The organism is Pseudodesulfovibrio pelocollis, from assembly GCF_030282845.1.
GTDB classification, from domain to species: domain Bacteria; phylum Desulfobacterota; class Desulfovibrionia; order Desulfovibrionales; family Desulfovibrionaceae; genus Pseudodesulfovibrio; species Pseudodesulfovibrio pelocollis.
Genome location: NZ_JASTWE010000011.1, coordinates 64,193 through 76,921, shown reverse-complemented (window position 1 = coordinate 76,921; position 12,729 = coordinate 64,193). Strand labels below are relative to the sequence as shown.

Annotated in this window: 8 protein-coding genes; 5 read left to right on the top strand and 3 right to left on the bottom strand. The window is 63.1% G+C overall.

The window, feature by feature from the left end:
- Positions 1-59 precede the first annotated feature (59 nt).
- A complete protein-coding gene (locus QQS14_RS06005; protein WP_285906052.1) occupies positions 60-1,949 on the bottom strand; it encodes a methyl-accepting chemotaxis protein in 1,890 nt (629 codons plus the stop codon).
- A 352-nt stretch (positions 1,950-2,301) separates the two neighbouring features.
- Here QQS14_RS06005 and QQS14_RS06000 point away from each other — a divergent pair, with 352 nt between their 5' ends.
- From QQS14_RS06000 to QQS14_RS05980, 5 genes are all read left to right on the top strand, one after another.
- The gene (locus tag QQS14_RS06000; protein WP_285906051.1) at positions 2,302-3,852 is read left to right on the top strand and encodes a PAS domain-containing sensor histidine kinase; all 1,551 of its coding nucleotides are present in this window, start codon (positions 2,302-2,304) and stop codon (positions 3,850-3,852) included.
- Positions 3,853-4,044: 192 nt separating this feature from the next.
- Entirely contained in the window at positions 4,045-5,697 is a 1,653-nt protein-coding gene (locus QQS14_RS05995; protein WP_285906050.1) for a sensor histidine kinase, read from the top strand.
- A 15-nt stretch (positions 5,698-5,712) separates the two neighbouring features.
- The gene (locus tag QQS14_RS05990) at positions 5,713-6,117 is read left to right on the top strand and encodes a response regulator (RefSeq protein ID WP_285906049.1); all 405 of its coding nucleotides are present in this window, start codon (positions 5,713-5,715) and stop codon (positions 6,115-6,117) included.
- On the top strand, positions 6,114-7,103 hold the full coding sequence (locus QQS14_RS05985; protein WP_285906048.1) for a sensor histidine kinase: 990 nt from the start codon (positions 6,114-6,116) through the stop codon (positions 7,101-7,103). Before QQS14_RS05990 ends, QQS14_RS05985 begins: the two co-directional genes overlap by 4 nt.
- Positions 7,096-7,491, top strand: coding sequence for a response regulator (locus QQS14_RS05980; RefSeq protein WP_285906047.1), 396 nt, complete (start codon positions 7,096-7,098; stop codon positions 7,489-7,491). Before QQS14_RS05985 ends, QQS14_RS05980 begins: the two co-directional genes overlap by 8 nt.
- A gap of 11 nt (positions 7,492-7,502) precedes the next feature.
- Here the strand turns inward: QQS14_RS05980 and QQS14_RS05975 are convergent, their stop codons facing one another.
- On the bottom strand, positions 7,503-10,085 hold the full coding sequence (locus QQS14_RS05975; RefSeq protein WP_285906046.1) for a PEP/pyruvate-binding domain-containing protein: 2,583 nt from the start codon (positions 10,083-10,085) through the stop codon (positions 7,503-7,505).
- 12 nt (positions 10,086-10,097) lie between these two features.
- Complete coding sequence (locus tag QQS14_RS05970) at positions 10,098-12,644, bottom strand: sigma 54-interacting transcriptional regulator (RefSeq protein WP_285906045.1); 2,547 nt, start codon at positions 12,642-12,644, stop codon at positions 10,098-10,100.
- Positions 12,645-12,729: the final 85 nt, after the last annotated feature.

Sequence of the window (12,729 nt, the reverse complement as noted above, 5' to 3'; positions counted from 1 at the left end):
CTTTTTCAAAAGGGTTTCTCTCTCCCCTTCCCCCTGGCCGCCGGCGCAGCGCAAGGCCCTCAAAAGCGCTCGAACTCCTGATCCCGCTCGTGGTCAATGTTCGATGCCGGGAGCGCGCCGGAACTCCGCGTGATGCCTGCGGCAGGTCTGGCGGCGCTGATCTCCTTCCTCGGCCTGCCTCCGGACGCCCGAGGCATCGCCCGCGCCCCGGCCTCGGCCGAATCGACGACAAAGAAGGACATGGCCTGCTGCAATTGCTCGCCCTGGCTGGAGAGTTCTTCCGAAGTGGAGGCCATCTCCTCGGACGCGGAGGCGTTGAGCTGGATGACTTGATCGAGCTGGGACATGGCCCTGCTGATCTGGTTGGCCCCGGCTGTCATCTCGTCGCTCGACGAGGATATCTCCCGCACCAGCTCGGCCGTGCGCCTGATGTCCGGAACGAGCTGCTGCAACATCCTGCCCGCCTTGTCAGCCACGGTGACCGTGGAAGCGGACAGCTCGCTGATCTCGCTGGCGGCAACACCGCTGCGCTCGGCGAGCTTGCGAACCTCGGCCGCGACCACGGCGAACCCCTTGCCGTGCTCCCCGGCCCTGGCCGCCTCGATGGCGGCATTGAGCGCGAGCAGATTGGTCTGCCGGGCGATCTCCTCGATGACGGTTATCTTCTCGGCGATGTGCTTCATGGCTGTCATGGCCTGATCCACAGCCTGGCCGCTGGCCTCGGCATCGCGGTACACCTTCTCCGAAAGACCCTCTGTCTCCCGCGCATTGTCGGCGTTCTGCCGGATGTTTGCCGCCATCTGTTCCATGGAGGACGACACTTCCTCCACGCTTGCCGCCTGTTCGGTGGCTCCCTGGGAGAGGGAAAACGCTGTGGCAGAGAGTTCTTCGGAGCCGGAGGCGACATTCTCCGTGGCGGACTGCACCTGGGCGACCACCCCGCGCAGTCGGACGACCATCTCGTTGAGGGCCGTGGCCAATGTTCCGACCTCGTCCTTCTGGCTGACTTCGAGGGTCCGGGTGAAATCGCCCTGGCTCATGCTTCGGGCAAAGGTCACGCCAAGATGAACCGGGCCGGTGATGGACCGCGTGATCACGATGGCGGCAACAACACCCAGGAGCAGGCTCAGGAGGGAAACCCCAAGAAGCATCGTGTTGGCAAAACCCATCTCGGTCAGCATCAGGGCATGCTGGCTCGCGCGCGCGGCCTCGCATTGCGCCTGGGCGTTCCTGGCGGCGGCAATCATCCTGTCATCAGCCGCTTTTTCCGCAGCCAGCGCACCCCCATACCCGGCGAGCGCACTCCTGAAGCGCTCCACACCGGTTTGCAGGGCCGGACTGCCGAGCGCACCAGCCAGACCAAGCGCCTCGGCCACATGCCCCATGGACAAGGCGAGATCCTCTTCGGTGCGGGACAAGAAATAGGCCCTGGCCTCCATCTGGGCGAGATCCATCATCCTCGAGAAGTCAAAAATGGCCCGCAGGGCCCTGTTGTCTTCCCCGGCGTCCAGGCCATCGGCCAGTCCGATCAGATCGTGGCCCACCTTCTCGACATCCTTGCGAATGTCAACCTGGGTGCGGATGGCCGCCACCATGGCATCAAAGGCCTGACCATATTCCGTGACAGAGGCGACAACCCCGTCCATCTGGGCCTGATTGGCGGGGTTCTCGAACTTGGCCCTGGTGCCCTTTGCCTGGTCGATGAGGGAATTGACGAGGCCATGGACACGATCAATGTAGACCTGGTCGCCGCGGATGACGAAATTCTTCTCGTGACGTCTGCTCTCCAGGATGAGCTGGACAAGTTCCTCGACATCATCTGCCTTTTCCACGCGATCAACCACCGACAGCATTCCGCGCCAGCCGGAGAAGCCAACCACTGCCGTGAGAACGAGCACCACCCCGAAACTGAGACCGAGTTTCATTGCCAGCCTGAGATTCTTCAACATGAAAAACTCCTTGTTTGATGCTCCGCCATGCACGACCCCTGGTGCACACACCATGCCATTGTTCGCGCAAACCAGGGGTCGCAAACACCCGTCCCCATTGCCACAAAATCACGCAAATCGCGCAACACCTTTTTGAATCCGCAGTATTCCAAGAAATGACCAACGCGGGCGTGCCCGCTGCGGGCGCGTCGGGCAGGCAGCCGAGCCAATCTCATCTGTCGTCGGCGGTGGCACTCTCCTTGCTTGTGGAGCCGTATCGCGCAGGCGGACAGCATTGCCCGATGCGCGCAGACAACTCCGCAAGCCACAACAGACGCAACCCGCGACAGCGGAAAGAGCACAGGCACAAGGAATGAAGGCGGCCAAAGCGACCATTGAAGCTCTGCTGAACGCGACCGAGGACTCGTGCATCCTCATCGACCTGGACGGCCATTTCATCGCGCTGAACAACGAGGCCGCCCGCCGAAGGGGCTCCACGGTCGAGGACCTGATCGGCAAGAACGTCTTCGACTTCCTTGACCCGCTCATTGCCGACCAGCGCCGGGACTGCGTCCGCGAGGTCGCGCGAACCGGAAGGGCTCTCTGCGCACGGGAGCAGACAGGCACACGCCACTACCGCGTGAGCTTCTATCCGGTCATCGACGACTCGGGCATGGTGACCCGGGTGGCCAGCTATTCACGGGATTGCACCGAGACCAGGGAACATGAGGAGGAATTGCTCCGCGCCAAGGAAATGGCCGAATCAGCCAGCCTGGCCAAGTCCCAGTTCCTCTCAAACATGAGCCACGAACTGAGGACGCCCCTCAACGGCATCCTGGGAATATCGCAGCTTGCCCTTGACGAAACCCTCGACCTGGAGACACGGAACAATTTTGAAATGATATATGAAAGCGGACAGCGGCTGCTCTCCCTCCTGAACAACCTGCTGGAACTGGCGGCCATCGAAAGGCGTTCCATCGAGCCGGTGATCCGGGAATTCGACCTGTCCGCGTTGTTGGATTCGCTCCGCAGGTCCTTTTCGCTGAAAGCCAATCTGAGCCAGGTTGACCTGGAATTCCACATGCCGCCAGACATACCCCACTGGTGGCACGGTGACGAGTTCAGACTTGGTCAAATCCTCACGAATCTCATTTCAAACGCCCTGCAATGCACGAAGAATGGATTTGTCAGAGTCGTGGTGGCGTCACACTGCGTTTGCCGGGACAAGGTCGGCGACTGCACCGGCTGGCACCACCTGCATTTTGTCGTGGAGGACAACGGCCCAGGCATAGACGCGAAGGTCATCGGCTCCATATTCGAGAGCTTCACCATCGCCGAGAACTTCATGACCAAGCGGTACAGCGGTGCAGGAATAGGCCTGAGCATCGTCAAGGCACTGGTGGAGATGTTGGGCGGTTCAATCCAGGCCCGGTCAGGTAAAGACCAAGGCACGGCCATCTCTTTCTCCCTCCCCCTCATTGCATCCGAAAACCCATGCGCCGAACATGCCCGGGCGTCGCTGCCCCTGCTGACCGGGCGCACTGAAAAGCGCAGCATCCTGGTGGTCGAGGACGATCCCATCGCCATGTTCACCACCACACGAATGCTCACCAGATACGGATTCGATGTCCGGGAAGCGGCCAACGGCGTCGAAGCGCTCGATCTCTTGCGAAACCATGCCGTGGACCTCATCCTCATGGACATTCAAATGCCTGTCATGGACGGCATCCAGGCCACGGCACACATTCGGAACGGCGACGCAACGGGCGTGGACCCGCACATCCCCATCATCGCCGTGACCTCCCATGCCACCCACCCGGGCAGGGACCGCCTCGCCCGGGCCGGAATCGATGAGTCCATCGTCAAACCCGTCTGCGCCGCCCAGATCGACACTGTCATCAAGCGCCATCTCATGGGCGAATGACTGGCCATTCTTTGCGCGGCAAGCAGCACCCAGCTCGGCATTGCGCAACAAATTGCGAGCTTTTCTCCTGTTATTACAATGTTAAAATTATCGCCCTCCTTGAAACTGGACTGGAATGGTTGTTGCTTGTATTCAGTATCTGGCAGGATCGCGAAATAGCGCACAAGTCCCGAATCCCCGGAGGTGGCCGCCATGGTCGACAAGAAATATTCCGTGCTCCGCTGGAAGATCATCGGCGGAACCATGGCCTTTTCCCTGATTCCGCTCTTCGCAATCGGGCTGTTCGTGTACAACGATTTCCAGACCGCCTATTATACCAAAATCACGAAGAATCTCTCCACCATGGTGGGGGACAAGCAGCAGGCAGTGGACATGTTCCTCAACGAACGCACGGCCCAGCTGCGGACCATGCTCTACTCCCACTCGCCGGAGAACCTCGCCGACAAGACCTACTTGCAGAAACTTTTCAACGCCACCCAGACCAGCGCCCAATCCTTTGTGGACATGGGGTTCATCAACCAGTCCGGGGCGCATGTTGCCTATGTCGGCCCCTTCGCTCTGGGTGAAGTCAACTACAAGGATGCGGACTGGTTCCAGAAAACCCTGCACAAGGGCCACTTCATCAGCGATGTGTTCATGGGATTTCGCAGGTTTCCCCACTTCATCATCGCCGTATCCCGCAACGTCAACGGCAAGACCTGGGTGCTGCGGGCCACCGTCGATTCCGATGTCTTCGACAGCCTGGTCCAGGCCGTCCAGGTGGGGCGGCGCGGCGATGCCTTCCTGGTCAATCACAACAACATCATGCAGACCCACTCCCGCTTCCAGGGGCCGATCCTTGAGCCGGTGTCGCTGCCGAACCATCGGTCATTCAAGGGAGTTCGGGTCGAGCAGACCGATATCGCCGGGCGCAAGATGTTCCTTGGCACCACATGGCTGGACAGTCTGCGCTGGCGTCTGGTCATCCTCGAAGATCCGTCCGAGGAGCTTTCGGCCCTGTGGCGGACCACCTGGCTCCTGGCCGGTGCCTGCCTGGTGGGGATTCTCGTCATCACGCTGGGTGCGGTGGTCATGGCCCAGGCCATCGTGCGCAAGGTGATGCTCGCGGATCGTGAAAAGGCTGTTCTCGACGCCTCCCTCATGCAGTCAAGCAAGATGGCCGCCCTGGGCAAGCTCGCCGCCGGCGTGGCCCACGAGGTGAACAACCCCCTGACCCTCATCCGCGAGGGCGCGGGCTGGCTCAAGGACATGCTCGACGACGAAAGCCCGGAAACCATGAAGAATTACGAGGAGTTCGCCCGCAGCCTGGACATGATTGAGCTGCATGTGGACAGGGCCCGCGAGGTCACCCACCGCATGCTCGGTTTTGGCCGACGCATGGAACCCCTCCATGAAAACGTGGACCTCAACGTTCTGGCCGAGCAGACCATCCGGTTCCTGCGCCAGGAGGCCCTGCACCGCAATATCCACATCGACACGGGCCTGTCTCCTGACCTGCCCAGAGTCACCACCGACGGCAACCAGTTGCAGCAGGTGATCCTGAACATTCTCGACAACGCCCTGGACGCCGTGAACCAGGACGGCCAGATCTGGGTCAGCACGGCCACCGACGAATGCGGCGACGTGCTGCTGACCATTCGCGACGATGGTCCGGGCATGTCAACAGAGACCCTGAATCATATTTTCGAGCCCTTCTACACCACCAAATCCGTGGGTGAAGGCACGGGGCTCGGCCTTTCCATCTGCTTCAGCATCATCGAGAAGCTCGGCGGCCGCATCGAGGTCCAGAGCGCGCCGGGAGAGGGATCGACATTCACCATTCGCCTGCCTAGACAGCAGGCGTGACCCGGGGAGGGATCAATGGACAACAAGATCACGGTCCTGGCCGTTGACGATGAACCATACTTCCTTGAGTTGTTCGCCAACCGCTTCCGGCTGCGCGGGCTCGATGTCCTGACCGCCTCGAGCGGTAGGGACGCCCTGGCTATTCTGGCCGAGAAGCATGTCGATGTGGTGGTCCTGGATGTGCTCATGCCGGGCATGGACGGCATCGAAACCCTCAAGGAAATCAAGAAGCGGCACCCCCGGCTGGAAGTCATCATGCTCACAGGGCACAGCTCGGCCGACATGGGGCTCAAGGGCATGCGGCACGGGGCCTACGATTATGTGATGAAGCCCTTTGAGATCGAGGACCTGCTGGGCCGCATCAGACGGGCCCACGAACGCCGCCGCCTCAACCAGGGCTACGCGGGAGATGACGCATGAACCCCCTGCGCGCGCTGGCCTTTGCCCCGCCGCCCAAGGCCAGCCTGCCCCGCCTGGGCGTGGCGGCCCTGGCCTCGGGGCTGGCCCTGGCCGCGGCCGGGCTGGACGGCCCCCTTGCCCTGGCCTCGGCCCTGGGGGCCGCCGGGGCGGCCTTTGCCGTGGCCTTACCCCGGGCCGACGCCGGGGCTGCGCATGGGAGAGAGGCCCGGGACATGGACGATCTGCTGATCCATTCCCAGAAGATGTCCGTGCTGGGGGAGCTGTCGTCAGGCATCGCCCATGAGATCAACACCCCGCTGGGCATCATCGGCCAGGAGACCGAACTGCTGCAACTGATCGCCTCACGCTCGGAGTTTTCATCCCTTGACTCCAGCGCCGAGCTGCTGGAGCGCATCGACCAGATCTCGATCCAGGTGGAGCGCTGCGGCGAGATAACCCACCAACTGCTCGACTTCGCCCGCAAGACCAAGGCCGTACTGCAAACCGTGAACCTTGGCGAACTGGTGGAAGACATGACCCGGCTTGTGGAGCGCGAGGCAGGCTACCAGAACATCACCATCACGCGCCGGTACCGGGATGGGAAGCGGACCATTTCCACGGACCCGTCCCTGCTCCGGCAGGTTGTGCTCAACCTGCTTCAGAACGCGGTCCAGGCCGTGGAGCGCGACGGCATGGTCACGGTGGGCACGAGAATCTCGGGCCAGCAGGCGGAAATCGAGGTGACTGACACCGGCTGCGGCATCCAGCCCGAGAACCTGCAACGGATATTCGACCCGTTCTTCACCACCAAACCGCCGGGTCAGGGCACGGGGCTTGGCCTGTCCATCTGCATGAAGATCATGCATCGGCTCGGCGGACATATCCGGGTCAGGAGCAGCCCGGGACAGGGGGCCGTGTTCACCCTGCTGCTGCCCGTGGCCGGACCCGAATCCGCGAATACACACGACAACCCCCCGAGTGCTTACCAAGGAGATCGCCATGAGTGAGAAGACAACCGTTCTGGTCGTGGATGACGAGGAGCGCTTTGCGAGCAACATGGTCACCCTGCTTGAGGGTCATGACCTGATCGCCAAGGCCGTGTACTCCGGGGAGGAAGCCCTGGACCTGCTCCAGCGGGAGGATTTCGACGTGATTCTGCTGGATGTGAAGATGCCGGGCCTCTCGGGCATCGGCACCCTCGAGAAGATGAACCTCATGGGCGTGGACAGCAAGGTGGTGGTGCTCACGGGCCACGCCTCGGTGGACGACGCCGTGACCCTGCTCGACCTGGGTGCGCTGGACTACCTGCTCAAGCCCTCCAAGACCCATCGGGTCCTGGAGATGATCCGGCTGGCCAAGGAGGCCAGGGATTTGCAGAAGCAGGCCGGAGTCTGACTTTCCCCCCGTCAGTCGGCGGACCAGCGGCCGCCGACTGACGGCATCCATTCGTGGCTGAAGTCGCCTTCGAGAAAACCGCGGGCCAGCCGCTCCACGCTTGCCTCGTCCTTCATCAGCATGTCCATCTGCCGGGTGTAGATCAACAGCCGTCCCACATCCTCAAGCCGGGAAACAATCTCCTCGCGCGGATACTTGGCGAACCGCGCCTTGACCATGTCCGCCTCCACCTCCACACGGAAGCCGATCCCTTCGAGAATGAGCCCGATGGCCCGGACGCGCCGGTTGCGCCGGAGATCGTCCGCGGCCCCGCCCTTGAACTGGAAGTTGATGTAGTTGCTGTTCACGGTCTGGCCGCAGTAGGCGTCGAGCACGCCATAGTGGTAACCCACCCGCGAACTGAAATTGAGGTATTTGTCCGTGACGATGGCGTAGCTCTTCTCCCCGAACCGCTCCCGCTCGGTGGAGAACATCTGCCGGGTCATGACCGACATGAACCCGCTCATGTCCACCGGCCTGGGTTCGCGTGGCCTGAGCCGCTCGTCGAGCATGCCCCGCACCAGTGCGGCAAAGGGCGCGGACACGACCTGATGCACCGCGGCAACGCGCGACGAATCATCCACATCCAGCCCCCCACCCAGGTCGATGACATGAAGGTCGAGCGGCAGCCGGGCGTTGAGCTTGCGGGCCACCTCGCCCTGGGAGCTGGCCAGATCGCTGATGGCGAACATGGCCTCGTAGCAACGCTCGTGGACATAGCGCATGACATCGTGGACCGTGCGGCAGCTTGCGGGCTGGAAATCCGGGGATTTGGGGTCGGTCAGGTTCAGGGGGAGCACCAGCGTCCCAAGGGCGCGCAGGGCTTCGTACACCGGGGTTCCCTCCATGAGTCTCCCGGCATCATTGGTCCGCAGGGCCAGGAGCGGTTCCACACGGCCCTCCAGCACCCGCCCGAGCCAGGCGTCCACAGTCACCTCCCTGCCATCTTCCAGTGCGCTCATGGCACCCTTGGCACCCAGCAGGGCGGGCAGATGATATTCCCGGGCCAGGGACGCCATGTGCCCGGTGACGCTGCCATGCTCAGTGACCACCGCCGCCGCCCGGGTCATGACCAGCGAGTAGATGGGCGAGGAGTGTTCGGCCACCAGCACCGCGCCGCGCGGAAACCCGGCCAGGTCCTCCTCCCTGCGCACGCGATGCACCGGGCCGCTTCCCACGCCCGGGCAGGCCACCTCCGCGCCCTCAAGCAGCGCCGGGGCATCCACCTGCGGCAGGTCCGGCGGCACAAAGCCCGCCCCGGACATCTGCAAGGGGCGGCATTGCAGGAAGAGCAGCCGCCCCGCATGATCAAGGGCCCACTCCACGTCCTGGGGCGAGCCGAAATGCTCCTCAAGCCGAAGCATGCACCGGGCCAGCAGGCTGATCTGCTCATCGCTCAGGCAGGCCCTGGCGCGGTCCTCTGCCGGGACCGGGCGCTCTTCCACGCCGCCGCCGGGCCGCATGGCGAGCATGACCTCCTTGGGCGCAGCCTCCATCGCAAGGATTTCCGGCGGTTCGGCGCGCGAGACGCGATACCTGTCCGGGTCGACCCGGCCGTCCACGGCGTAGGTTCCCAGGCCCCAGACCGCGTTGATGACCATCTCCGGCCGTCCCGGGGCCAGCGGGTCGCGGGAGTAGGCCACGCCGCTGGCCAGGGGGTCCACCATTTCAAGGCAGGCCACGCCCATGGCCGTCTCCTCCGAGAGGATGCCGTTGGTCAGCCTGTAGGCTATGGCCCTGGGCGAGAAGAGGCTGGCCAGGATGAGCTTGTAGCTCTCCACCAGCCGGGACGGCACCAGTCCGAGAATGGACTTGTACTGCCCGGCAAAGGACAGTTCACCATCCTCGCCGATGGCGCTTGAGCGCAGGGCCAGCCGCAGGGCGTCGTCCTGGCCGAAGACCTCGTCCAGACACTCCTGCATGGCCTTTTCAAGGGCGGCAGGCATTTCCCCTTGCAGAAACAGGGTCTGGATGATCTGGCTGGCCTCCATCAGGGTCTCGGGCCGCTCGGGGTCCACGGCGCGCTGCGCCTTGTCGATCTCCGAACCGAGCTGATTGTGGTCGAGGAAGAGCTGATAGGCGGCCGTGGTCAGGGCAAAGCCGCGCGGCACCGGCAGGCCCACCGCACCGGCCATTTCGCCCAGGTTGGCATTCTTGCCGCCCACACTGTCGATCATGGCCCGGCCGACGCCCGCATGGGGCAGCACCAGATCGGCCACAGGCGGCCGGTGGCCGACCTCGCCGAGCATTCTGCCTATTTCGACGCGTAGCGCCTCCAGTGTTTCATGCAGCCTGGGCTGCCCGCGCCCCGAGAGTCGTTCGTAGGAGCGGACCATTCTGGCGGCGTAGAACAGGGCGCGAGCGCCCTGGGAGCGGACGTAGGCCATGCCGAAAAGGGTCCTGCCCTCCAGCATGCGGTCCATGGAGGAGAGAAGGCGCAGCAGCTCGGAGTTGGCGTCGAGGATCGCCTTGAAATTGGTGTAGCGGTCCTTGAACATGCCATCGACATTGGTGTCGCGCCGACGGGAGAAGAACCGCCCAAGAAACTCGAACATGATGCCTCCGCGTCAACTGGTGGCGGGCGTGCGCGCCGGTTGCAATTCGTACCGGGTGGCCGGACCGCTGCCGACCTTGACCAGACACCCCTTCTTGACCAGATCGTTGAGGTCGTAGATGGCGGTGCGCGAGGCCAGCCCGCCGCCGACAAAGTCCTGGTATTCGCTGCGGGTGATGCTCCCCCGGGCCACGAGCAGCGGGTAGACCTTGCGCTGGCGGTCATTGAGTCGCAGTCCGGTGGGCATCCGGGAGGGCGGCGCGGCAGCGTCCTGGCCCACAGCCAGGCCTGCGGCCGGGGGAACCGCCGTCTCGGCAGGCTGCGCCTCGGCTGCCGCAGGCGGAGCCGCGCGGGACAGGGAGAGGGACAGGGGGTTCCAGTCGGAGAACCGCTCGTCCTCAAGCTGGATGTCGTTGGCCTGTATCACTTCGTTCTCCACCATGACCGCGGCCCGGGTGATGCAGTTGACCAGTTCGCGGATGTTGCCCGGCCAGTCGTAGGCGTTCATCTTTTCGATGGCCCCGCGCGACAGGGCAAGGCCCACCTTGCCCACCAGGGCCTCGGCCTGCCTGAGGTAGTACAGCGCCAGGCTGGGGATGGATTCCTTGTGCTCGCGCAGGGGGGGCACGTTGATGGTCAGCACCCTGAGCCGGTAGTAGAGATCCTCGCGAAAGGTCCTGTCCTCGATCATGGTTGTCAGGTCCACGTTGGTGGCGGCGATGAGGCGCACGTCCACATCCAGCTCCCTGTCACTGCCAAGGGGCTTGATCTTGCGCATGGCAATGGCCCGCAGCAGGGCCTGCTGCCCCATGAGGGAGGTGGATTGGATTTCGTCCAGAAAGAGCGTGCCGCCATTGGCCTGGAGAAAGGCGCCCTTGCGATCGTCCTTGGCCTCGGTGAACGCGCCCTTGGTGTGCCCGAACAAGGTGTCCAGGAGCAGGTTCTCGTCCAGGGCACCACAGTTGATGGAAATGAAGGGCTTGCTGACCCTGGAACTGTGGTTGTGGATTGCCTCGGCCGCCAGCTGCTTGCCCGTGCCCGTCTCCCCGACGATGAGCACGTCCACATCCACCCGCGCCGCCTTGAGGATGTCGCCCTTCATCTGCGCGATCTTCATGCCGGAGCCGATGATTTCCGGCAATGGCGAGATGGCGCCCGCATCGCGTGGTGCCTCGTCCAGGCTGGCCCGCTCCTGCATGCTGACCTGGAGCAGCTCCTGATCTTTGCGCCAGACCTGTTCCATCTGATCTCGCAATCGCGCAACCAGGGTGTTGACCGCTGCCTTGAGGTGATTGGTCTCGAATCCGGCCGAGGGCAGGTCCACCTCCTCGGGGTGGGCCAGGTCCATGTCGCGGACAGCCCTGGCCAGCAGGAAGATGGGTTGCGTGATGTACCGGGAGAGCAGGTAGACCAGCAGGACCATGATCCCGATGGTGGCCAGGGTGATGAGGAACATGACGTCCAGATGCCGATAGCCCGCGATGAGGGTCAACTGGCTGCGGTCCACGAAGGCGATGCCGCCCACGATCTTCTCGACCCTGTCACTGCCGCCCCAGAAGCGGACCGGGGCATAGGCGAGAAAGTGCGAGTTGACCTGGTTCAGACTCTTGTCGTGGTCTTCCAGAAGCAGGCAGTTGCTCCTGCCTGCGCGGATGTCGGCGATCATCTCCCAGTAGTCGGCGTCGGCATTGAAGGGGCGGAAGGCGGCGGGCAGGCCGGGCTTGCCCAGCGTGCCTTCATGGCCGATGCGGGCCAGCATGGTGGATATCTCGGACCCGGCCTGCTCGATCAGGTCGGACTGAAAGAGCATCCACCCATCGGTATCGACCATGTAGGAGTAGCGCAGCTCGTCACTGCGGGAAAAGGCGTAGAGCGGCGACCGGGACGAGTTGAAGACCGAGAGGATGTCGCGAAGCTCACTGGCCTCGAAACTGAGGAACAGGAAGCCGCGACGCCCTTCCTCGCCCATGGGCACCACTGTGGCCATGCGATAGACCGGGGCCTGAATCCTGTTGTTGGCGTTGGCCTCGAGGGGGAAGGGAAGCTCGGCCTCCTCCATCGGAAAAAGCATGACATCCCCGGGCGAGAGGTGCGTCAACTCCTCGAAGTGCAGGAAGGGGTTGGGCTTGACCGCCGCCATCATCTGCTCCGGCACCTCAAATATCTCGTCGCCGCTGATCACCATATAGACATGGCCGGTCAACTCCGGCGTGAAAAAGGCCAGCTCACGGATCGGAGCCCCGCGCGAGGCCCGCTTCCTTGCGAGATGATCGCGCAAACCCTGTGCGTCGAGCAGCCCATGCGAGATGAACAGGAGCTCCTGGCGGTATGCGTCCAGACGCCCCTCCACCTCGTGGGCCATGGCCAGCGCCTGGAGCCGGGCCGTGCGCTCAAGACCGATCTGAGTGTAACGATTGGATATTTTGTAGTTGAGATAGCCGGTAATCAGCAGGATGCCCATCAGCGTGGGCAGCAGCGAGAAGAGCAGCTTCTTTCTCAGGCTCAGGGAGAGGAACCATCGGAAAAATCCGAACCCGGGCACTGGTCGGTACTGCGGCATACCACGCCTCCACTGAATTGATCACGACCCATTTGCACACTCTCACAATCTCGCAACCACGGCAACACATAAAAAAGCACAATAT